At 71.2% G+C, this 22,028-nt stretch carries 19 protein-coding genes and 1 pseudogene; 13 read left to right on the top strand and 7 right to left on the bottom strand.

What is annotated here, in order from left to right; genetic code table 11:
* Positions 1 to 3 precede the first annotated feature (3 nt).
* Complete coding sequence (locus AC5WS8_RS02670; protein ID WP_496101597.1) at positions 4 to 2,517, bottom strand: DEAD/DEAH box helicase; 2,514 nt, start codon at positions 2,515 to 2,517, stop codon at positions 4 to 6.
* Between the two features lie 145 nt (positions 2,518 to 2,662).
* On the opposite strand from AC5WS8_RS02670, the gene AC5WS8_RS02665 reads away from it, so the two are divergent.
* A complete protein-coding gene (locus tag AC5WS8_RS02665; RefSeq protein ID WP_496101596.1) occupies positions 2,663 to 3,457 on the top strand; it encodes a metal-dependent hydrolase in 795 nt (264 codons plus the stop codon).
* Between the two features lie 119 nt (positions 3,458 to 3,576).
* Here the strand turns inward: AC5WS8_RS02665 and AC5WS8_RS02660 are convergent, their stop codons facing one another.
* The 3 genes from AC5WS8_RS02660 to AC5WS8_RS02650 all read right to left on the bottom strand — a co-directional run bounded on the left by AC5WS8_RS02660 (position 3,577) and on the right by AC5WS8_RS02650 (position 7,945).
* Positions 3,577 to 4,047: a DUF5709 domain-containing protein gene (locus AC5WS8_RS02660; RefSeq protein WP_496101595.1), complete on the bottom strand. Its 471-nt coding sequence runs from the start codon at positions 4,045 to 4,047 to the stop codon at positions 3,577 to 3,579.
* Positions 4,048 to 4,358: 311 nt separating this feature from the next.
* Positions 4,359 to 6,140 (bottom strand): ABC transporter ATP-binding protein, encoded by a 1,782-nt coding sequence (locus tag AC5WS8_RS02655; RefSeq protein WP_496101594.1) that lies wholly within the window; start codon positions 6,138 to 6,140, stop codon positions 4,359 to 4,361.
* Positions 6,137 to 7,945: an ABC transporter transmembrane domain-containing protein gene (locus AC5WS8_RS02650; protein WP_496101593.1), complete on the bottom strand. Its 1,809-nt coding sequence runs from the start codon at positions 7,943 to 7,945 to the stop codon at positions 6,137 to 6,139. Before AC5WS8_RS02650 ends, AC5WS8_RS02655 begins: the two co-directional genes overlap by 4 nt.
* Before the next feature lie 225 nt (positions 7,946 to 8,170).
* Here AC5WS8_RS02650 and AC5WS8_RS02645 point away from each other — a divergent pair, with 225 nt between their 5' ends.
* Together AC5WS8_RS02645 and AC5WS8_RS02640 are read left to right on the top strand one after the other, a co-directional pair.
* Positions 8,171 to 8,992, top strand: a complete 822-nt coding sequence (locus tag AC5WS8_RS02645; RefSeq protein ID WP_496101592.1) for a hypothetical protein — start codon at positions 8,171 to 8,173, stop codon at positions 8,990 to 8,992.
* A 111-nt stretch (positions 8,993 to 9,103) separates the two neighbouring features.
* Positions 9,104 to 9,577, top strand: a complete 474-nt coding sequence (locus AC5WS8_RS02640) for a cation:dicarboxylate symporter family transporter (protein WP_496101591.1) — start codon at positions 9,104 to 9,106, stop codon at positions 9,575 to 9,577.
* A gap of 64 nt (positions 9,578 to 9,641) precedes the next feature.
* Here the strand turns inward: AC5WS8_RS02640 and AC5WS8_RS02635 are convergent, their stop codons facing one another.
* The gene (locus AC5WS8_RS02635) at positions 9,642 to 10,130 is read right to left on the bottom strand and encodes a MarR family winged helix-turn-helix transcriptional regulator (RefSeq protein ID WP_496101590.1); all 489 of its coding nucleotides are present in this window, start codon (positions 10,128 to 10,130) and stop codon (positions 9,642 to 9,644) included.
* 107 nt (positions 10,131 to 10,237) lie between these two features.
* Between AC5WS8_RS02635 and AC5WS8_RS02630 the strand changes: the two genes are divergently transcribed.
* Positions 10,238 to 12,040, top strand: a complete 1,803-nt coding sequence (locus AC5WS8_RS02630; RefSeq protein WP_496101589.1) for an ABC transporter ATP-binding protein — start codon at positions 10,238 to 10,240, stop codon at positions 12,038 to 12,040.
* 19 nt (positions 12,041 to 12,059) lie between these two features.
* On the opposite strand, the gene AC5WS8_RS02625 is transcribed toward AC5WS8_RS02630, so the two are convergent.
* Complete coding sequence (locus AC5WS8_RS02625; RefSeq protein WP_496101588.1) at positions 12,060 to 13,139, bottom strand: NAD(P)-binding domain-containing protein; 1,080 nt, start codon at positions 13,137 to 13,139, stop codon at positions 12,060 to 12,062.
* 351 nt (positions 13,140 to 13,490) lie between these two features.
* Between AC5WS8_RS02625 and AC5WS8_RS02620 the strand changes: the two genes are divergently transcribed.
* Both AC5WS8_RS02620 and AC5WS8_RS02615 read left to right on the top strand, forming a co-directional pair.
* A complete protein-coding gene (locus tag AC5WS8_RS02620; RefSeq protein ID WP_496101587.1) occupies positions 13,491 to 13,913 on the top strand; it encodes a secondary thiamine-phosphate synthase enzyme YjbQ in 423 nt (140 codons plus the stop codon).
* 271 nt (positions 13,914 to 14,184) lie between these two features.
* A complete protein-coding gene (locus tag AC5WS8_RS02615) occupies positions 14,185 to 16,347 on the top strand; it encodes an ATP-binding SpoIIE family protein phosphatase (protein ID WP_496101586.1) in 2,163 nt (720 codons plus the stop codon).
* Between the two features lie 169 nt (positions 16,348 to 16,516).
* On the opposite strand, the gene AC5WS8_RS02610 is transcribed toward AC5WS8_RS02615, so the two are convergent.
* Positions 16,517 to 17,701, bottom strand: coding sequence for a beta-ketoacyl-[acyl-carrier-protein] synthase family protein (locus tag AC5WS8_RS02610; RefSeq protein ID WP_496101585.1), 1,185 nt, complete (start codon positions 17,699 to 17,701; stop codon positions 16,517 to 16,519).
* 369 nt (positions 17,702 to 18,070) lie between these two features.
* Here AC5WS8_RS02610 and AC5WS8_RS02605 point away from each other — a divergent pair, with 369 nt between their 5' ends.
* The 7 genes and pseudogenes from AC5WS8_RS02605 (at position 18,071) to AC5WS8_RS02575 (ending at position 21,980) form a co-directional block, all read left to right on the top strand.
* Positions 18,071 to 18,310: a hypothetical protein gene (locus tag AC5WS8_RS02605; protein WP_496101584.1), complete on the top strand. Its 240-nt coding sequence runs from the start codon at positions 18,071 to 18,073 to the stop codon at positions 18,308 to 18,310.
* A gap of 246 nt (positions 18,311 to 18,556) precedes the next feature.
* The gene (locus tag AC5WS8_RS02600; RefSeq protein ID WP_496101583.1) at positions 18,557 to 19,234 is read left to right on the top strand and encodes a HemK2/MTQ2 family protein methyltransferase; all 678 of its coding nucleotides are present in this window, start codon (positions 18,557 to 18,559) and stop codon (positions 19,232 to 19,234) included.
* A gap of 13 nt (positions 19,235 to 19,247) precedes the next feature.
* Positions 19,248 to 19,523: a CDGSH iron-sulfur domain-containing protein gene (locus tag AC5WS8_RS02595; protein WP_496101935.1), complete on the top strand. Its 276-nt coding sequence runs from the start codon at positions 19,248 to 19,250 to the stop codon at positions 19,521 to 19,523.
* On the top strand, positions 19,475 to 20,539 hold the full coding sequence (locus tag AC5WS8_RS02590) for an iron-containing redox enzyme family protein (RefSeq protein WP_496101934.1): 1,065 nt from the start codon (positions 19,475 to 19,477) through the stop codon (positions 20,537 to 20,539). Before AC5WS8_RS02595 ends, AC5WS8_RS02590 begins: the two co-directional genes overlap by 49 nt.
* 164 nt (positions 20,540 to 20,703) lie before the next feature.
* Positions 20,704 to 20,898, top strand: a complete 195-nt coding sequence (locus AC5WS8_RS02585; protein ID WP_496101582.1) for a hypothetical protein — start codon at positions 20,704 to 20,706, stop codon at positions 20,896 to 20,898.
* A 90-nt stretch (positions 20,899 to 20,988) separates the two neighbouring features.
* Positions 20,989 to 21,379 (top strand): annotated as a pseudogene (locus tag AC5WS8_RS02580) (cytochrome bc1 complex cytochrome b subunit); the annotation flags it as partial.
* Between the two features lie 253 nt (positions 21,380 to 21,632).
* Positions 21,633 to 21,980 (top strand): DUF6479 family protein, encoded by a 348-nt coding sequence (locus AC5WS8_RS02575; protein WP_496101581.1) that lies wholly within the window; start codon positions 21,633 to 21,635, stop codon positions 21,978 to 21,980.
* Positions 21,981 to 22,028: the final 48 nt, after the last annotated feature.

Genomic DNA, 22,028 nt, shown 5'->3' with positions numbered 1-22,028 from the left:
TGCTCACAGCTGGCCGACGTCGGTGACCCGGACGACGGCGCGGCCCTCCGCGTCGGAGGCCGCGAGCTCGATCTCGGCGCTGATGCCCCAGTCGTGGTCGCCGTTCGGGTCGGCGAAGATCTGACGGACCCGCCACAGCCCGTTCTCCGGCTCCTCACCGATGATCAGCAGCTTCGGGCCGCGCGCGTCGGGGCCGGTACCGAGTTCGTCGTACTCGTCCCAGTACTTGTCCATGGCCGCGCCCCACGCCTCGGCGTCCCAGCCGGACTCGGCGTCCATTTCGCCGAGTTCATCGATCTGATCGAGGGCGGCGAGCTCCACCCGGCGGAACATGGCGTTGCGGACCAGCACCCGGAAGGCGCGCGCGTTGGCGGTGACCGGTTTCACCTGGTCGGCCTTCTCCTGGGCCTCCTCGGCCGTCATCTCCTCGGGGTTGGCCAGTTGCTCCCACTCGTCCAGCAGGCTGGAGTCGACCTGGCGCACCATCTCGCCGAGCCAGGCGATGAGGTCCTCCAGGTCGTCCGACTTCAGGTCGTCCGGGACGGTGTGCTCCAGCGCCTTGTAGGCGCTGGCCAGGTAGCGCAGCACGATGCCTTCGGTGCGGGCCAGCTCGTAGAACGAGACGAACTCCGTGAACGTCAAGGCGCGTTCGTACATGTCGCGGATGACCGACTTCGGCGAGAGCGGATGGTCGCCGACCCATGGGTGGCTCTTGCGGTAGGTGTTGTACGCCTGGAAGAGCAGTTCCTCCAGCGGCTTGGGGTAGGTGACGTCCTGGAGCCGCTCCATGCGCTCCTCGTAGTCGACACCGTCCGCCTTCATCGCGGCCACGGCCTCGCCGCGCGCCTTGTTCTGCTGCGCGACGAGGATCTGACGCGGGTCGTCCAGCGTGGACTCGATCACGGAGACCATGTCCAGGGCGTAGGACGGGGACTCGGGATCCAGGAGTTCGAAGGCGGCCAGCGCGAACGTGGACAGCGGCTGGTTGAGCGCGAAGTCCTGCTGGAGATCGACCGTGAGGCGCACGATGCGGCCGGTGGCGTCCGGCTCGTCGAGCTTCTCGACGATGCCGCCGTCCAGCAGCGAGCGGTAGATCGCGATCGCGCGCCGGATGTGGCGCAGCTGCTGCTTGCGCGGCTCGTGGTTGTCCTCCAGCAGATGCCGCATCGCCTTGAAGGCGTTGCCCGGGCGGGCGATCACCGACAGCAGCATCGTGTGGGTGACCCGGAAGCGGGAGGTGAGCGGCTCCGGCTCGGAGGCGATCAGTTTCTCGAAGGTGTTCTCCGTCCAACCGACGAAGCCCTCGGGCGCCTTCTTGCGCACCACCTTGCGCCGCTTCTTCGGATCGTCGCCGGCCTTGGCCAGCGCCTTCTCGTTCTCGATGACGTGCTCCGGCGCCTGGGCCACGACGAGGCCCGCCGTGTCGAAACCGGCCCGTCCTGCCCGGCCCGCGATCTGGTGGAACTCGCGGGCGCGCAGGGTGCGCACCCGGTTGCCGTCGTACTTGGTCAGGGCCGTGAAGAGCACGGTACGGATGGGGACGTTGACGCCGACGCCCAGAGTGTCCGTGCCGCAGATCACCTTCAGCAGACCGGCCTGAGCCAGCTTCTCCACCAGGCGGCGGTACTTGGGCAGCATGCCGGCGTGGTGGACGCCGATGCCGTGCCGCACGTAACGGGAGAGGTTGCGGCCGAACCTGGTGGTGAAGCGGAAGTTACCGATCAGTTCGGCGATCTGGTCCTTCTCCTCCCGCGAGCACATGTTGATGCTCATCAGCGCCTGCGCCCGTTCCACGGCCTGCGCCTGGGTGAAGTGGACGATGTAGACAGGGGCCTGCCGGGTCTCCAGCAGCTCGGTGAGCGTCTCGGTGAGCGGGGTGCGCCGGTACTCGTAGGAGAGCGGCACCGGACGGGTCGCCGAGCGCACCACCGCCGTGGGGCGACCGGTGCGCCGGGTCAGGTCCTTCTCGAACATCGAGACGTCGCCGAGCGTCGCCGACATCAGGATGAACTGTGCCTGCGGCAACTCCAGGATCGGGATCTGCCACGCCCAGCCGCGGTCGCCCTCGGCGTAGAAGTGGAACTCGTCCATCACGACCTGGCCGACATCGGCCTGCCTGCCGTCGCGCAGTGCGATCGAAGCCAGGACCTCGGCAGTGCAGCAGATCACAGGTGCGTCGGCGTTGACCGAGGCGTCACCCGTGAGCATGCCGACGTTCTCGGTGCCGAAGAGCTTGCACAGCTCGAAGAACTTCTCCGAGACGAGAGCCTTGATCGGCGCGGTGTAGAAGGTGACCTCGTCCCGGGCGAGCGCCGCGAAGTGCGCACCCGCGGCGATCATGCTCTTGCCGGAGCCGGTGGGAGTCGACACGATCACGTTCGCTCCCGAGACCACCTCGATCAGCGCCTCTTCCTGATGCGGATAGAGGGTGAGCCCGCGCTCCCCGGCCCACGACTCGAAGGCTTCGTAGAGGGCGTCGGGGTCTGCGGTCTGCGGGAGCTGATCGATGAGGGTCACGCACCCATCTTGCCTGCCCTCGCACCCGATGGGGGAATCGGCTGCCGACCCGAAGATCTTGAACGCTACGCTGTGGCGCCGACAGTACGTCAGCGCACACGGACAACTGGACAGCGCGACACGAGGAATGGGGCGGGATGCGGCCATGATGGGACCAGCACACTCACTGTCGGGGGCCGCGGCCTGGCTCGGGGTCGGGGCGGCCGCCGCAGCGTCGGGTCATCCGATGCCCTGGCCGGTCCTTCTCGTCGGTGCGCTGATCTGCGCGGGTGCCGCGCTGGCCCCGGATCTGGATCACAAGGCGGCCACCATCTCGCGGGCCTTTGGACCCCTCTCCCGCTGGCTGTGCGAGATTGTCGACAAGCTGTCGTACGCCGTCTACAAGGCGACCAGGAAGGCCGGCGACCCTCGCCGGTCGGGTGGGCATCGCACGCTCACGCACACCTGGCTGTGGGCGGTGCTGATCGGCGCGGGCGCTTCCGTGGCGGCCGTCACGGGCGGCCGCTGGGCGGTGCTGGCCATCCTCTTCGCGCACATGGTGCTCGCCATCGAGGGACTGCTGTGGCGAGCGGCGCGCGGTTCGAGCAGCGATGTGCTGGTGTGGCTACTGGCCGCGACGAGCGCGTGGATTCTGGCCGGCATACTCGACAAGCCGGGCAACGGTGCCGACTGGCTGTTCACGGCGCCGGGCCAGCACTACCTGTGGCTCGGTCTGCCGATCGTCCTCGGGGCGCTGGTGCACGACATCGGGGACGCGCTGACGGTCTCCGGCTGCCCGATCCTGTGGCCGATACCCGTGGGCCGCAAGCGCTGGTACCCGCTGGGCACACCGAAGCCGCTGCGGTTCCGGGCGGGCAGCTGGGTCGAGCTGAAGGTGCTGATGCCGGCGTTCATGCTGCTGGGCGGCGTGGGCTGCGCGGCGGCACTCAACGTCATCTGAAGGCGGACGGGCGACGACGGATCCCCGACGGGTGCGGCAGCCTCCTGGGCGGAGTCGCCGTCGGCTCCCTGTCCTGCGACACAGCGCCCCCCGAAGCGGGCGATGCGTGCGACGGGGGCTCAGCCGGGGAGGGTGTCCTCGTCGACGATGTGCACGGCCGCCTCCTCGGCCGAGGAGGCCGCGCCGTCAATGCCGACGTCGGTGGCGATCAGTCCGTTCTCCTCGTCCTCGTGCACCCCTTCGTCGGGGGCGACGAGACGGCCGGAGCGGGCGTCGCCGACCTCGTTGTCCAGGGGTTCCCCTTCACCGTCGGGCCAGTCCCCGATGCCGTCGTCGTCCGGGACCGCGATGTCCGGGATCTCCTCGGCCAGCCGCTGGTCCAGGGTTTCGCCGTCATGCCCCTCGGCCGCGGTCACGCCCACGTGCTCCACCGCCCACGGCCGGTCGGGCGGCGACCAGCCCCGGTCGAGCGGGTTGGTGACGCCGTCGCTTTCCAGGGTGTCCTCGGCGTCGAGCAGCCCCGCGTCGTCCTGCACCTCGGATCCATCGGGCTGGTAGACGTCGTCGCCCCATCCCTCGGTGCTGTCCACAGATACCTCCAAGTGGTGGGACGGAACCGATTGCCGCCATGCACGCATGACGGCGGCGGGGGACCACTCGGAGCGGGCCGCCCTCCCGGGCCGGACGGCTCCGGCACGTCCCCCGGGCCGGTGCCACCTCCAGCCTTCCATCCCCCGTCCGCACCGCGCAACGGCAGCCGGGCAGGGCCGGACCCGGCGCAGGCGTCTGTGAGCCGGCGGATCGGCGGCGCCTGCGACGGTGGCGTCCCGGCGGCCGACTGCCCGCCCGGACCGCCGATCCGGTCCGCCGCCGACCGGACCGCCCCGGCGGCTGTCCATGCTCACCCGTGCCAGGAGCGCCACAGTGCCGCGTATGCCCCGTCGGCGCCGACCAGCTCCTCATGGCTGCCGAGCTCGCTGATCCGCCCGTTCTCGACGACGGCGATGACGTCGGCGTCGTGGGCGGTGTGCAGCCGGTGAGCGATGGCGACGACCGTGCGGCCGTCCAGCACTCGGGCCAGGGAGCGCTCCAGATGGCGGGCCGCGCGGGGGTCGAGCAGGGAGGTCGCCTCGTCCAGGACCAGGGTGTGCGGGTCGGCGAGCACCAGCCGGGCCAGCGCGATCTGCTGCGCCTGCGCCGGAGTGAGCGCCAGACCACCGGAGCCGACCTCGGTGTCCAGGCCGTCGTCGAGGGCACGCGCCCAGCTGTCCGCGTCCACGGCACCGAGCGCGGCCCACAGCTCGGCGTCTACGGCGTCCGTCCGGGCCAGCAGCAGATTGTCGCGCAGGGAGCCGACGAACACATGGTGTTCCTGGTTGACCAGGGCCACGTGCGAGCGCACCCGCTCGGCGGACATCCGTGACAGTTCCGCACCCCCGAGGGTGATCCGCCCGTCCCGGGGCGCGTACACCCCGGCGAGCAGCCGGCCCAGCGTCGACTTGCCGGCGCCGGACGGCCCGACCAGGGCGAGTCGGGTGCCCGGCGCAACCTCCAGGGAGACCTTGTGCAGCACGTCGACGCCCGCGCGGTAGCCGAAACGCACCTCCTCGGCGGCCACGTCACGGCCGTCGGGCGTCAGTGAGGCGTCGCCCGCGTCCGGCTCGATCTCGCGGACTCCGACGAGCCGGGCCAGCGACACCTGGGCCACCTGCAGCTCGTCGTACCAGCGCAGGATCAGCCCGACCGGGTCGACGAGCATCTGAGCGATGAGCGCGCCGGTCGTCAGCTGCCCGATGCCGATCCAGCCCCGCAGGACGAACACGCCGCCGATCAACAGGACCGAGGACAGGACGGTGACATGCGTGATGTTGATGATTGGGAAGAGGACCGACCGCAGCCACAGGGTGTAGCGCTCCCAGGCGGTCCACTCCTTGACACGCCGGTCCGACAGCTCGATGCGCCGGTCGCCGAGGCGGTGGGCCTCGACGGTGCGACCGGCATCCACGGTCTCGGCGAGGACCGCGGCCACGGCGGCGTACCCGGCGGCCTCGGAGCGGTAGGCCCTCGGAGCACGCTTGAAGTACCAGCGGCAGCCGACCACCAGCAGCGGTACCGCGACGAGCACGGCCGGTGCCAGCGGCGGGGCCGTGACGGTGAGGCCGCCGAGCAGCAGCACGGCCCACACCACGCCGATGGCCAGCTGCGGCACGGCCTCGCGCATCGCGTTGGCGAGCCGGTCGATGTCGGTGGTGATCCGGGACAGCAGATCGCCGGTCCCGGCCCGCTCCAGGACGCCCGGCGGCAGCCCCACCGACCGTACGAGGAAGTCCTCGCGCAGGTCGGCCAGCATGCGCTCGCCGAGCACGGCGCCGTGCAACCGCACCAGGCGTACGAAAACGGCCTGTACGACGAGCGCGAGGACGAACAGTGCGACGGTGCGTCCCAGACGGAGGTCCCGGGTGCCGTCCGAGACGCGTTCCACGAGCCCGCCCAGCAGGTAGGGGCCGGTCATCGAGGCGACCACGGCGACTGTGTTCACGGCGATGAGCAGCAGGAACGGGCGGCGTTGCCGGCGGAACAGTTCGGCCACGTAGGCGCGTACGGTCGCGGGGGCGCCGACGGGCAGCGTGGTCGCCGTCGTCGGGGCCGCCGGGTCGTACGCCGGTGGTGCCACGCCGATCATGCGGTCTCCTCGATCTGTTCCAGGTCCTGCAGCTCGTGCAGTCCGGCCAGGACGTCACCGCGCGCGGCGGCCTCGTCGTCGGTCTCGCGGCTGACGACCGAGCGGTACCGGGGTTCGGTGTGCGCCAGATCGCGGTGCGGGCCGACCGCCACGACCTCTCCCTCGTGCATCAGCACCACTCGCTCCGCCCGGTCCAGGAGCAGGGGAGAAGAGGTGAACACGACAGTCGTGCGGCCTGCCCGCAGCCGGCGGATCCCGTCGGCGATCCGGGCCTCGGTGTGCGAGTCGACGGCGGACGTCGGTTCGTCCAGGACCAGCACCTCAGGGTCCGTGACGAGCGACCGGGCCAGCGCGAGCCGCTGGCGCTGGCCGCCGGACAGCGAGCGGCCGCGCTCGGTGATCCGCGCGTCCATGGGGTCGTCGGTGCCCGGGGTGCCCTCCAGGAGGGCGTCCAGCACATCACCGCACTGCGCGGCGGCGAGCGCCTCCTCGGCGCCCACCTCACCGGAGGCGGGGACGTCGAGCAGGTCACGCAGCGAGCCGGACAACAACACCGGATCCTTGTCCTGGACGAGGACGGCGGCGCGGGCCGTCTCGAGCGGCAGCTCGTCCAGCGGGACCCCGCCCAGCAGTACCGAGGTGCCCTCCTCGACGGGGTGTCCGCCCAGCCGTTCGGCCAGCGCGCCCGCCGCGTCCGGGTCGCCGCAGACCACGGCGGTGAGCCGTCCCGCGGGCGCGAGCAGGCCCGTCCGCGGGTCGTACAGGTCCCCGGCCGGCAGGCTCGCCTCACGGGAGCCCGCGGCGTCCGTGGCGCGTTCCAGGGACAGCACCCGGGCCGCGCGGCGGGCGGACGGCCGGGAGAAGGAGTACGCCATGGCGATCTCCTGAAAGTGCTGCAGCGGATAGGTGAGCAGCATGACGGCGCTGTACACCGTCACCAGCTCACCGACCGCGATGCGCCCGTCATGGGCCAGCCGGACGCCGCGCCAGACCAGCGCGATCATCAGCAGCCCCGGCATCAGCACCTGGATCGCCGCGATCAGCGACCACATGCGGGCGCTGCGCACCGCCGCGGCGCGGACCTCCTGGGAGGCCCGGCGGTAGCGTTCCAGGAACAGCTCCTCGCCGCCGATGCCACGCAGCACCCTCAGGCCCGCGACGGTGTCGGAAGCCAGCTCGGTGGCGCGGCCCGCCTTCTCGCGCTGGGCGTCGGCGCGCCTGGTCGCCTGAGGCAGCAGTGGCAGCACGGTGAGCGCCAGCGCCGGCACGCCCACCGCCACGATGACGCCGAGCGCGGGCTGGTACACGACGAGCGCGACGCAGACCGCGACGACGGTGAGCGCGGCCGCGCTGAACCGGGAGACGGCCTCCACGAACCAGCCGATCTTCTCGACGTCACCGGTGGAGACCGCCACGACCTCACCGGCCGCCACCCGACGGGTGAGGGCGGAGCCGAGCAGGGCCGTCCTGCGCGCCAGGAGCTGCTGGACCCGCGCGGCAGCGGTGATCCAGTTGGTGACCGCGGTGCGGTGCAGCATGGTGTCGCCGAGTGCGATGCCGGCCCCGCACAGCAGGAGCAGTCCTCCCGTCAGTGCGAGTCGTGTGCCCGACCGGTCGATGACGGCCTGGACGGCGAGACCGACGCAGAACGGCAGCCCGCAGACGGCCAGGAAGTGCAGCAGTCCCCACGCCAGGGATTTCAGTTGCCCGCCCAGTTGGTTCCGGCCGAGCCACCAGAGGAATCGGGGACCTGAGCGTGCGTCCGGCACACCCGGGTCGGGGTACGGAAGGTCGTGAATCTGCATGACGTCCCAGTGCTCGGGTCAGCGGAAACGAGTAGTGAGGCAGGCGGGGCAGCGTCTGCGGATCCGGATCTGCCCGTGACAAGCCGTGACAGCCTCGCGTCGCAACGCACTCGAAGGCAAACGGTTTTTTGGCCCCTGCGGCGAGAACCGGCCCAGTCGTGGCACGGGGCCGAATGGACCATATCTGGACGGAAAGTCCATAAAAGTAATGTGACGATACGACATATGCGAAGAGGTGGTGTGTGCGGTGTCGCCGTCGACAAGTGGCTCATGGCGGTGGCCGGCGGCGTGCTGCTGATGTCCCTGTCGGCGTGCGGGGGTTCGGCCGACGAAAGCCACCGGGCGAAAGGCCCCGATCCGGCAGGCGTCGGCCGGACCTTCCGCGGCGCTCCGGGGAACGGGGCCGGGAGGACGCCTGCCCCCGAGCCCGGGCCGAGCCGCATTCCGGGTGTCGGCGACGGGTTGCTCCGGCGGATCCCTGACGGATCGCACCAAGTCGTAGTGGTCTACGGCGACGATGAGGACTCTCCGGACTCCACGATCGCGCTCTACCAGAAACAGGGCCCGTCCTGGAAGGAGTCCGGGCGTTGGCGCGGGCACAACGGGAAGGCGGGCTGGACGACGGACCACCACCTGGGCGATCTGCGCACTCCGGTCGGCGTGTTCACGCTCAGCGACGCCGGAGGTCTTCTCGAAGATCCGGGCACGAGACTCCCGTACAGCCAGGGACAGCCCTATGAGGTACCGCAGGAGTGGGGCGCGTCGCACCGGAACGCCTTCGACTACGTCATCGCCGTCGACTACAACCGGCTCAGGGGGACTCCGCCCCACGACCCGACCCGCCCCGAGGGTGAGGAGAAGGGCGGCGGTATCTGGCTGCACGTGGATCACGGAGACGGCACGTTGGCCTGTGTCACTCTGCCCGAATCCGGTATGAGGCGTCTGTTGCGCGCCCTCGATCCGGACCAGGAGCCCGTGGTGGTGATGGGCGACAGGGCGCATCTGCACGCCTGGGAGCAACCGGAGGACTTGCCTGACGCCGAGTGAGGCGGCGTGGTCGGTCGGCGGAGTTCCGGTCGACGACGAGTCGGTTCGTGGACGGGGCGTGCCTGATGCGACGTCGGCATCAAGGCCGTCATCTCACCGCTCGCGTTCTGAGTGGTCGTCGTCGGGATCGTCAAGGCCGGTGGTCCGAAGGCGTTCGGGTGGACGACCGGGCTCAAGGCCCTGATCTGGTCCCAGGCGGTGGGCGTGCACCTCGGCCCGAGCCGGCAGATCACGGTGGTGCTCGTGCCCACCGGCAAGGGAACGGCGGGCGTGCCCGGTTCGGCCTTCCTCGCGCTGTCCGCGGCCGCCGCCTCCCTGGTAGCGGTCCCCGCCGGAGCGGTCGCCCCGCTGCTGGGCCTGGACCGCGTCATGCACCCGATACGCGTCGTCACCAGTCTGCCGGGCAACCGCGTCGCCGTTGTCGCGGCGTCCCGCTGGGAGGGCGCATGGGAAGCCGAGCGGGCGAAGAAGGTGCTGGACGGTGAGATCCCGCTCCCAGCGGATGCCGAGGAGCGGGAAGCCGACGTCGCTCCGCAGGTCGACCTCGACGCCGACGCGGTCAGGGTGCCGGCAGGCGAGGACTGAGACGAGGGACGCGGCTGTCAGGGAGCGGGGGCCGCCCCCTCACCCGTGGTTCAGTCGCACGATGTCAGCACCGGCCCTCCCGGTCGGCCGCGAGATGCCGCTCTGCTGCCGGGACGACGTCCCCGCCGTCGATCAGCGTGGTGAGCAGATCACCGAGGACCTCACGCTGCTCGTCCGTCAAGGGGGCGAGGATCTCCTCGGCCGCGGACCGCCGCGCGCCGCGCAACGCGCGCAACGCCTTGCGCCCCTCGTCCGTCACCTCTATCCGGATCACCCTCCGGTTGGTCGGATCCGGCACCCGGCGCACCTTGCCGCTCGCCTCCAGACCGTCGACCAGTGTCGTCACCGCCCGTGGCACCACCTCCAGGCGCTCGGCGATATCGGCCATGCGCGGCGGCGAACCGAAGTGGGCGAGGGTGCGCAGCAGCCGGGACTGTGCCGGGGTGATGCCCAGGTCGCACCGTTCCAGATGGCGCTTCTGGATGCGGTGGACCCGGCGGGTGAGCCGCAGCAGCTGCTCGGCGAGCAGGCTGTCCGGATCGGGGGTCGTCATGCGGGGAACAATATCAGGACCTTGTACATTGTGAGTATAGGTAACAATGAGCTAGGATCCCGATGCTCGTTCCGACGCGTTCCATCGCCTCATCTCCGTAGGAGCCCATGCACCCCGACCAACCCACCTGGACACCTTCGCCGGGCGGCTCACCCGAGCAGCCACGGCAGGTCCGCCGCATCCTGAAGCTCTTCAAGCCGTACACCGGCCGGCTCGCGATCGTCGGCCTGCTGGTCGGCGCCTCGTCGCTGGTCTCCGTCGCCACGCCCTTCCTGCTGAAGGAGACCCTGGACGTGGCGATCCCGCAGGGTCGTACCGGCCTGCTGACCCTGCTCGCCCTCGGCATGCTCCTCAGCGCCGTCGTCACCAGCGTCTTCGGCGTGCTGCAGACCCTGATCTCCACCACCGTCGGCCAGCGTGTCATGCACGATCTGCGCACCGCGGTCTACGGCCGGCTGCAGCGCATGTCGCTGGCCTTCTTCACCCGCACCCGCACGGGCGAGGTGCAGTCCCGCATCGCCAACGACATCGGCGGCATGCAGGCGACGGTCACCTCCACCGCTACCTCCCTGGTGTCCAACCTCACCAGCGTGGTCGCCACCATCGTCGCCATGGTCGCCCTCGACTGGCGTCTCACCGTCGTCTCGCTGCTCCTGCTGCCGCTGTTCGTGTGGATCAGCCGACGCGTCGGCAACGAACGCAAGAAAATAGCCACCCAGCGGCAGAAGCAGATGGCCGCGATGGCCGCGACGGTCACCGAGTCGCTCTCCGTCAGCGGCATCCTGCTCGGCCGCACGATGGGCCGCGCCGACTCGCTCACCCGGTCCTTCGAGCGCGAGTCGGAGAGCCTGGTGGACCTCGAGGTGAAGTCGAACATGGCGGGGCGCTGGCGCATGGCCGTCATCACCATCGTCATGGCCGCGATGCCCGCCGTCATCTACTGGACCGCGGGGCTGGCGCTCCAACTCGGCGGCGCCTCCATCTCGATAGGCACCCTTGTCGCGTTCGTCTCGCTCCAACAGGGCCTGTTCCGGCCGACGGTCAGCCTGCTGTCCACCGGTGTCCAGATCCAGACCTCCCTGGCACTCTTCCAGCGCATCTTCGAGTACCTCGACCTGCCCATCGACATCACCGAGCCGGACGAGCCGGTCCACCTCGACCAGGTCAAGGGCGAGATCCGTTTCGAGAGCGTCGAATTCCACTACGACGACAAGAGCGGTCCGGTCCTGAAGGACATCGACATCGCCGTTCCGGCGGGCGGCAGCCTCGCCGTGGTGGGCCCCACCGGCTCCGGGAAATCCACGCTCGGCTATCTGGTGCCCCGGCTCTACGACGTGACGGAAGGGCGGGTCACGCTCGACGGTGTCGACGTGCGCGACCTGGACTTCGACACGCTCGCCCGCGCGGTCGGCGTGGTCTCCCAGGAGACCTACCTCTTCCACGCCTCAGTCGCCGACAACCTGCGCTTCGCCAAGCCGGACGCCACCGACGAGGACTTGTACGCGGCGGCCGGGGCGGCCCAGATCCACGACCACATCACATCCCTGCCCGACGGGTACGACACGGTCGTCGGCGAGCGCGGCCACCGCTTCTCGGGCGGTGAGAAACAGCGGCTCGCCATCGCCCGCACCATCCTGCGCGACCCGCCGGTTCTCATCCTCGACGAGGCGACCAGCGCGCTCGACACGCGGACCGAGCACGCGGTGCAGGAGGCCATCGACGCACTGTCGGCCAATCGCACGACGCTCACCATCGCGCACCGGCTGTCCACCATCCGCAGCGCCGACCAGATCGTCGTCCTCGACTCCGGACACGCGGTCGAACGGGGCACGCACGAAGAGCTGCTGGAGTTGGACGGGCGGTATGCGGCCCTGGTCCGGCGGGACGCGCAACTGGAGACCACGGCCTGAGGGGCCGGCGACGTGTGCCTCAGGCCGCGGCGACCGGTTCCCCCGCCAGCAGGCGCCTGATGTCCCGCACGGCCGCGCGGCCCGCCCGGTTGGCGCCGATCGTACTCGCCGACGGGCCGTAGCCGACCAGGTGGATCCGCGGGTCGGAGACCACCCGTGTGCCCTCCACGCGGATGCCGCCGCCCGGCTCGCGCAGCCGCAGCGGCGCGAGGTGGTCGATCGCGGCCCGGAACCCGGTCGCCCACAGGATGACGTCGGCCTCCACATGGCGCCCCTCGTCCCACTCGACGCCGTCCGGCACGATCCGGTCGAACATCGGCTGCCGGTCCAGCACACCATCGGCGATCGCCTGCCGGACCGCCTCATTGAGCGGCAGCCCGGTCACGGACACCACGCTCCTCGGCGGAAGCCCCTGCCGCACCCGCTCCTCCACGAGTGCCACGGCGGCCCGTCCCACCTCCTCCGTGAACGGACCCTCGCGGAACACAGGCGGATGCCGGGTCACCCATGTGGTCGCGGCGGCGTAGGGGGCGATCTCCATCAGATGCTGGGTACCGGACGCGCCACCACCGACGACGACCACCCGCTGACCGGCGAACTCCTCGGGCCCGGCGTACCGGGCCGTGTGCAGCTGCCGCCCCAGGAAGGCCTCCTGGCCGGGATAGCGTGGCCAGAAGGGCCGCTCCCAGGTGCCCGTGGCGTTGATCAGCGCCCGCGTCGACCAGGTCCCGGCCGACGTCTCGACGAGCAGCCGCCGCTCTGCGCCCTCCCGCACCGCTCGTACCCGTACCGGCCGCCTTACGCGCAGGTCGAAGGTGCGCTCGTAGGCGTCGAAGTACGCGCCGATGACCTCCGACGACGGCCGTGCCGGATCCGCGTCCGCGAGCTCCATGCCCGGCAGGGCGTGCATCCCGTGCACTTTGCCGTAGGTCAGTGAGGGCCAGCGGAACTGCCAGGCGCCACCCGGGGAGGGGGAGTGGTCGAGCACCACGAAGTCGCGCTCCGGCTCGAACCCCGTGCGTCGCAGGTGATAGGCGCTGGACAGGCCGGCCTGCCCGGCGCCTATGACGACCACCTCGACCTCGCGTGTGTCGTTCACGCTTCCACCAACCCCGTGCCGGGCGAGGATCTTCCCTCCGGGTAGAGCGCCCTTCCCCCGCGAGGAACGGCGCCCGGGGCCCGAGGTCCCGGCCGCGGAGCTCACGCCGCAGGCGGCGAGCAGCAGGGCGAAGGGCGGGAACAGGGGCAGGGATCCGTCGGTGACGAGGTCGCCCGCTACCTGAGCGATCCTGCGGGGGACGCGAGGACGCCGGTGGGCAACGTGTCGGTGCTGCTGAGGAGTTGCCGCAGGGCGAGCAACAGGGGCGGGCGCGGCGAAGGCGGCGGGGGACGCGTGCTCCATGAGGAGAAGGCTGAGTGTGGGCTTGGGCCGGTGGGTCAGGATGGAGGTATGTCCGATGTCTTCAGCACCCACGTCCTGCGTATCGCCACCGGATCCTCGGAGACGGTCTTCGACCTCACCCGGGAATGCGAGACCTTCCTTCATGACGTGTCGGCGGGCCGGGACGGCCTCCTCAACGTCTTCGTGCCGCACGCCACAGCCGGCGTGGCGATCATCGAGACCGGCGCCGGCAGCGACGACGACCTCCTGGCCGCCCTGCACACCCTTCTGCCCGCCGACGACCGCTGGCAGCACCGCCACGGCAGCCCCGGGCACGGCCGCGACCACGTCCTCCCGGCCCTGGTCCCGCCCCACGCGACCCTGCCGGTCATCGGCGGCCGACTGGAACTGGGGACGTGGCAGTCGGTGTGCCTGGTGGACACGAACAGGGACAATGCCAACCGTGAGGTGCGGCTGAGCTTCCTCGGTTGACGCATTGTGCGGAAGCGTCTCATTCCGGCCGCACCGAATGTCCCTTTGACCCTGCCGGATCAGCCGACGAGCGTCATGTTCCCGAGCCCGGCCGGGGGCGGGGAGCCGACTCGGGCGTCGGCGCTGTCCGCGTTCACCGCGCGATTCGCCGGTGTGGGCGAAGCAACCCCCGATGTTATTCAATGAGGTGTGCGATCAGGGATCTCGGGGCCCTGACGCACGGGTCCGATTACGGCCCCGGCGCCGCGCCGGGGATTGCTGAGAGAGCCGCATGGACTCCACACCCTCCCCCTCGTCCTCTTCGGCGTTCGACCTGGTCAGCAAGGCTTTGGGGCGCTACATCCCGCGCGGCGGAGCGGCAGCGGCCGCCGGTTCCGCCGACGCGCAGGGCGACCCCGGCCGTCATCGTGTCTCCGAAGACGCGGCAGTCGAGCGGCAGGACCAGATTCTCGGCGCGGTCAACCTGGACAGCGATCTGAGGATCACCCGCTGTAATCTGGACGCCCCCGTATTCGCGGGTCTGAACGTCGTGCCAGGGAGTCCTTTCGTCGATCTCCTGCCCCCGGGCGACGTACCGACGGTCATACGGCGATTGCGGCAGGTCCTGGAGACCGGTGAGGCGCACGTCGCCCGGATCCAGCGCCTGCGGCGCGGCGACGGGTCGCAGATGGTGGTCTCGATGAGCATCCTGCCCGCCGCAGTGCCTCAGGAGGGTCTGACCGTCTCCCTGATCGCCATGGCCAGGAGGCTGCACCTGTACGCCGCCGAGACCGCGATCGGCACCTCACTGGACATCGGCGAGACAGCGCAGTCGCTGGCGGAGTCCCTGCTGGCCTGGGGAGACGTGGCCGCCGTCGACCTCGACTTCTCCGTGTGGACGGGCGAGGGAGTCACCACCGGGCAGACGCAGCGTCGCATCCGGCTACGGCGGGCGGCCCTGGTTCCCGACCGTGCGTGGCCCGAAGGCTATGTGACTCCGGGCGACGATCTTCCCAGTGACGCCAGTCGCCTGCTGGCGCAGGCGGTCCTGCGGGACGACGCCCCGCAGGTCATCGTCATACCCGACCGGGAGGCGGTCGAGCGGGTCCTGGACAACCCGCGAGTGAGGCGGGCCCTGATGCCCGGCGACCGGTCGGCAGGTGTGGCGTGCATACCGCTGGTCCTGGACGGCCCGCCACCCGTCGTGCTGGGCGTGGCGGAGGTCTGGCGCCGGGCGGACCGCCCCTTCCGCGACAGCGAGCTGTTCGACCTGCAGGAACTGGTTGCCAGGACGGCCCATCACGTCGACCTGGCCCGTCAGCACCAGCGCGAGCACACGCAGGTGCTGGCGTTGCAGCGCCGGCTGCTGCCCCGGACCGGCGGCGACACCATCGAGATCGCCAGTGTCTACCAGCCCGCCAACCCCGACAGTGCGGGCGTCGGCGGCGACTGGGTGAACAGCTTTCCACTGGCGGACGGCCGTACCGCGCTGGTGGTCGGTGACGTCGTCGGGCACGGCCTCGGAGCCGCAGCGACCATGGGCCAGCTGAGTATGGAAGCCCGCGCGCTGCTGTCCGCGGGGCTGGCGCCCGACGAGGTACTGGAGCACCTGGACGAGACCGTGACGCTGCTGGACGACGCGGAGTCCGGGCTGACGGCCGGCTACAGCGCCCTCGGGTCGACCTGCTGCATCGCCCTCTACGACCCGGTCAGCCACCACGTGGCGCTGTCCAGCGCAGGCCACCTCCCTCCGGTCCTGGTCTCCCCGGACGGGCACGCGGGCCCGCTCGCGGTCCGCCCTCACCCCGGTCTGGGCGCCGAGTTCGCGCTGCGGGAGCCGTTCGACGTGCACACGTTCGGCGCACCCCCGGGTTCCCTGCTCGCCCTCTACACCGACGGCCTGGTGGAGGACCCGACCGTGTCGATCGACGAGGGCATCGGCAGGCTGGCGGACGCCGTGTCCAGGGTGCACCCCTGGGACGCCCTGCAGCAGGCCGCACGGCATGTCACCTCCTCGCTGGCCCCCCGGCGCCAGCGCGACGACGTGACCCTGCTGCTCGCGCGGATGATCGGCTACCGCAAGGGGGACACCGCGACCTGGCGGCTGCCCGCCCGCGACGACGCCCCCGCCCGTGCCCGCGTGCACGTCTCCGCGCTACTGCGGCAATGGCACACCAGGGACGACACCCGGGACACCGTGCTGCAACTGGTCAGCGAGCTGGTCGCGAACGCGGTGCGGTTCGCCACCGGCCCCATCACGGTACGGCTGATCAGGGCAGGCCACGGCCTGCTGTGCGAGGTGGGCGACACCGGCAACGGCAGGCCGCGTCTGAGGCGGGGCGGCCTCCTCGACGACGGGGGTCGTGGCCTGCACATCGTGTACAGGCTCACCACCCGGTGGGGGGTGCGGTGGACGGACACGGGCAAGGTGGTCTGGGCGGAAGTCGCGAGGTGACGCGGCTGCGAGGCGTGGCACGGCCCGCGTAGGGGAGCGCGGCGAGGGACGGGCGGCGTACCCGTCACCCGGCGCCACCGATGGGACGGCCGGTGCCCTCAGCGGCACCGGCCGGCGTGACCGGTGACGCGGAGGGCCCGTTCGGCGGGACGGGTGGCGCGGGCTCGCACTACAGCCACTCCCCGTCCAGGGCGGTGGCGGTCAGGCCCGGTGCCGCCGCGTACAGGACGGCGCGACTGCCCGGCTTCTGACCGGCGTCGTGCGCCCGACGCAGGATGTCGAACACGGCGGCGCCTCCGCGGTTGCCGCTGGTGTAGCTGTCCCGGCTGTAGTCCAGCAGCCCCGACGGCCACGCGTCGGGCATCGTCTGCTCCATGTACTCCAGCACCCGGGTCCCGCCGGGGTGCGCCAGCAACAGGTCGGGGTGCCAGGAGTCGGGGTGGTCCTGGTAGCGGACGCGCAGCCACTCCCACATCGCGGTGACCGTCTCCTGCACGGCTCGGGGCCCGCGCCGGTCCATCAGGAAGTGGTTGCCGTCCGCCCGCGTGTCCAGGCGGTGCAGGTCCTGGGTGCCGGGCAGGGTGTGGTGCCAGGCGGCGTCCAGCCGCAGCACCGACTCGCGCCGGGGGCGGCCCGTGACCACCGCAGCGACCGCGGTGTCTGCGAACAGCAACCGGACGATCAGGGACTCGAGGGTGTCGTCCGCGGGCTGGTAGGTCGTGCTCAGCGCCTCCGCGATCACGACCAGGACCACCCGGTCGGGGTCCGCGGCCACGAGATCCGCCGCCAGCGCCAGGGAGCGGGTCCCCGCGATGCAGGCCCACTGCGTGGCCGGCAGCAGCATCACGTCGTTGCGGAGTGCAAGCTTGTTGGCCAGGGCGATGTCCAGGCCCGGCAGCGCCGGGGTGGTGGAGTGACTGGTGATCAGACAGTCGATGTCTGCGGCGTCCAGCCCGGCGATCTGGAGGGCTCCGCGCGCCGCACGTTCCCCGTAGGACTGCACGGCCTCCCAGGCCGGGGCGGTGCGCTCCTGGACGGTCTGCGGCGTGGGTATCGTCTCGAGTGCGGCGATCACGCGGTCCACGTCCTGCTGGGTGAACCCGTCGCGTGCCAACGCCTCCTGGGCCGCGCCGGTGCCGACAGCGCGCAGCCCGCCGCCGTTGCCGGGCGCTACGGCGGCCTCCAGCGGCAGCATCCACCCGCGTGTCTTGATGCCGGTGCTGGCCGCGATGCCGTCGATCCGCGGCGCCCACGCCGCGTGCGGATGCCGGTTGCGCACCTCCTCCACGATCTGGCTGGTTTCCACGGCGTTTTCGCCGTGTATCACGGCAGGAGGGCAGACAAAAGCGGACATAAAGGGGCACCTTTCCTTGGGGGTGGGGGCGTCACGGGCGCTGTGTCATGGGTCACTTTGAACTTTGCGCCCAAGGGGTCGCCGATGTACTCCACTTCGGGAGCCGGTGGCCGGTTCGAGCATGGACGCCAAATGGACATTTCCGCTGTGATGCAGACAACTTAGGCGCCCTTTTGAGGGCGTGAGACGGCACACATCCTTGAAGTGGGGGCTCGCAGAACGGTTCCCGGGTTTCTCCCTGACTCACCGTCAGTTACGCGGCCGCCCGGTCACTGGTCGAGCCGATTCGGTTTCGGCTGCGGTGGTAAGCCGACGGTCGTCCGTGGCGGGCTGCATGGTGAGGAGTTCGGCCATGGAGGTGTCGGAGAGGTGGCGGCGGCCGAAGGCCTGCCGCTCATCGTGGAGTTGGGTCAGGACGGCGGCGGCGAGCCGATCGAGCCCGAAGGCCGCACCTTGCGCGCACGCCGCGACACCGGCGCACACGTTCACGCGACGACGTCCGGCGAGCCGGTCCGAGTGACCTCGGCTGCCACACCACGCGCAGCCTCACCGACCACGCCCTGGGAGGGGGCCGACCAACAACTCGTGCCGGCAAGCGCCCGCGCCTGATCGCGGGCAACGGTTGCCGTGGCGGACGTTCTCCAAGCGGCGGTCACCAGTCGTCCCGCGCCTCATCGACGGCGCGGTGCACCCGGGACGCGAAGGGATCGACGGCGCGGTGCACCCGGGACGCGAAGGGCACGTGTCGAGTGCGTGCAGTGGGGGACTCGGGGTGCGCAGGCAGAAGATCCGCACCCGCCGCGGTGCGCCGCGGCGGGTGCGGATGCCGTCTGCGTGAACCGCACGGAGGAGCCGATGACCGTCGAAACCCCCTGTCCGCCCTTCCCCGCCCCCGCGTGGACGCCGCCAGGTGTGTACGAGCCGCAGCAGGACACCTGGCTGCTGACCCACGCCCTGCGCCGGGAGGGCATCGCCCCCGGGACGGAGGTCCTCGACCTGGGAACCGGCAGCGGAGCACTCGCGCTGGAGGCCGCGCGGCTCGGCGCGCGTGTCACCGCCATCGACATCTCCTGGCGGGCGGTGCTCGCCGCCCGGGTGAACGCGCTGCTGAGCGGCCGGCGCATCAGCGTGCACCGCGGCGACCTCATGGCGGCCGTGCCGGGGCGCCGTTTCGACCTCGTGATCAGCAACCCGCCGTACGTCCCCTCACCCGACGCCGGAATCCCCCAGGGTGCCGCCCGCGCCTGGGACGCCGGCTGGGACGGGCGGCTGCTGCTGGACCGCATCTGCGATGCCGCGCCGGTCTACCTGCGCCCCCAGGGCGTGCTGCTGATGGTTCATTCCGTGCTGTCCGGCGTGGAGGAGACCCTGGGCCGGCTCACCGCGGCGGGGCTCACCGCCCGGGTCACGGACCGCGTGCCCATCCCCTTCGGCCGGGTGCTGCGGTCCCGGCTGACCTGGCTGCGCCAGCGGGGTCTGCCCGCCGACGACATGGTGGAAGAGTTGGTGGTCGTCCGTGCCGTACGAGAGTGATCGCGTGGTCCGCATCCGTGCCGATCGTGACGGCCCGCTGCTGGTCGAAGGCCCGGTGGAGGTCACCGGCCCCGATGGCGAGACAGTCGTCAGCCGGCGGTTCGCGGTGGCGATCTGCACCTGCCGGCGCAGCCGCACCTACCCGTGGTGCGACACCAGCCACCGTCGCCGCGGGAAACCGACGGACGACCGGGAAACCGGGCCGGAGGATCTGCCGCAGGAGCCGCGAGCGGGGTGCGGATGGACTCCGGACGATCAGGACCCGGAGCGAGAGGAGACACGCGCGTGACGACCGGCCGACGTGAGCCACGCCAGTTCAGCCCGCCGCTGCCACTGCCCAGGGGCCCGCTGTCGCACGGCGCGGTCAGCGCGCTGCGGGAGCGGGGCAGCCCGCTGTCGCTCGCCTCCCTGGCGGACAGCGATCCGTACGGCGAAGACCTGCAGCTGGCGCTGTACGTCCTGTACGAACTGCACTACCAGGGGTTCGACGGGGTCGACGACGACCACGAGTGGGACCCGACCCTGCTCACCTTCCGCCGCGCCCTCGAGGACCGTTTTCTGGACGCCCTGCGAGCCGACGTCCCCGTCGACGCCGACGCGCAGCGGGCCCTGGACGCACTCCAGGTGGAATCCGTCGGTGACGACGGCAGGAGCGTCACCCACTTCCTGCGGAGCCGGGGCGAACTGCGCCACCTCAGGGAGTACGCGGCGCTGCGGTCGCTGTACCACCTCAAGGAGGCCGACCCGCACGCCTGGGTGATCCCCCGGCTGCACGGCAGGGCCAAGGCGGCCATGGTGGCCGTCGAGTTCGACGAGTTCGGGGCCGGACGGGCCGACGAGATCCACGCGGGCCTCTTCGCCGACCTGATGGAGGACCTGGACCTCAACACGGCCTACGGCTACTACGTGGAGGCCGCGCCCGCCGAGATGCTCGCCGCGGTCAACCTGATGTCCCTCTTCGGTCTGCACCGCAGCCTGCGCGGCGCTCTGGCCGGTCATTTCGCGGCCGTCGAGGTCACCTCGTCCCCGGGCTCTCGCCGCCTGGCCGAGGCCATGCGGCGGTCGGGTGCCGGAGAGGCCGCCGCCCGCTTCTACGACGAGCACGTGGTGGCGGACGCGGTGCACGAACAGGTGGTACGCCACGACGTGATCGGTGGGCTGCTGGCGAGCGAACCCGGGCTTGAGGCGGACGTCGTTTTCGGGATCCGGTCCACCGGCTTCCTCGAGGACCGGCTCGGCGCCCACCTCCTCAAGGCATGGCGCGGTGGGGCCAGTGCCCTGCGCGCGGGGGCACTGGCCGCCTGACCCGTCCGGAATCCCGGCCCGCAGACGGGGCACCCGCACCGGGGCCGCACCTCCACGCCAGGCCGGGTCGCAACCAGGACAGGCACAGCAAGGACATGCACGGCGAGGGCATGCAGGGCGAGGGCATGCACGGCGAGGGCAGGGCACATCGGGAAGGAGTCGTCATGACCGAGCACCGAGATGACGAAGAGTTCTACAAGCGTGACCGCGCGGCCAACCCGACCCTGGAGGAGGACCGGCCCCGCGGGGGGAAGCCGAAGCAGAAGGCGCCGGCGAAGTACCGCGGATCCTGGAGCATGGTCGCGATCATCGTCGTGATCCTCCTGCTGATCGTCCTCGGCGTCGCGCTCTTCCCCTGAGGACGGGCCGCATGAAGGCAGAGGGGGGTCGTCGGCGGTCCGAGGGCCGCACAGTGCGTGGAACGGTCGGTGAGAGGCGGAAGAAGGAGGCCGGTGTGGACGTACGACCCCTACCGGCCGGACCAGGCCTCGACCGGCTCGCGGCCCGACTGGTACGTCGGCTTCCTGGAGGGATCGCTGCGGCTCATGCCGCGCTGGGAGACGACCGTCGCCGGCCATACGATCATGTGGAACGTGCTGCTCCCGGCAGTCGTCCTCCCTCTGCTGCTGTTCGCCGTCCTGTACGCCTACCCGTTCGTCGAGCAGCGGCTGACGGGGGAGCGGCACCGGGAACAGCACGTGTGCGACCGGCCGCGGGAAACGTCCGGTGCGCACCGGACTCGGCGCCGCCGGGATCACCTTCTACGGTGTCCTGTTGCCGGCAGGCGGCAACGACGTCGTGGCGGACACCTTCCCTATCTCACTGAACTCGCTGACCTGGGCGGCTCCCGGCCGGAAGCGGGTCACCGGCTCGTGGCCGTGACACCCGGCGCACCGGCCGAACGGCATGCGGGCGCATCGGGGATGCCCCGGCCCGTTCGGTGAAAACCGGTCCGGAGGAAGAGAAGGGCCCACCGTGCGACCCCGTGCCGGGAGCCGGTACACCGTCCCGCCGCCGTCGCGGGCGACCGGGAGCGGAGGGTTCGTTTCCGGCAGCGGGGTACCCGGAGGAAATGCTGACGATCTCTCTTCAAATGGCCGTTTCCGGTGCCACCTGGGGCGTGCTCGGCGCCTTCGTCGGCGGTCTGCTCATCGCGGCAGCCCTGGTGTGGGCGGTCCGGCTCGGCATCAAGGTGCGACGCCGGGAATCGGTGCCGCCGCACCCCTCCGAGCAGCCGACCCGGCCGGCCTCCGGACCCGTCATGGAGTCCCGGGAGGTGAGGGAACCGAATGAGGTTCCGCGCGCTCAGGACGAGAGCGAGCGTCTGACCCCGCACGAGGTCCACGCCTCCGGCACCCGGCGCAGCGGGGACCAGAAACGCCCGCGCTGGAGCCCAGGCTCCAGTGGCTCCTTCGGCAGCGGGGGCTCCGGCGCGACCTGATCCGGAGGCGGCGTCCTGTCGGCGGACCACCGCGGCGCGGGACGCCGC

This window comes from Streptomyces sp. PTL18, assembly GCF_059510295.1.
This window is presented reverse-complemented; position numbering and strand designations above follow the sequence as displayed.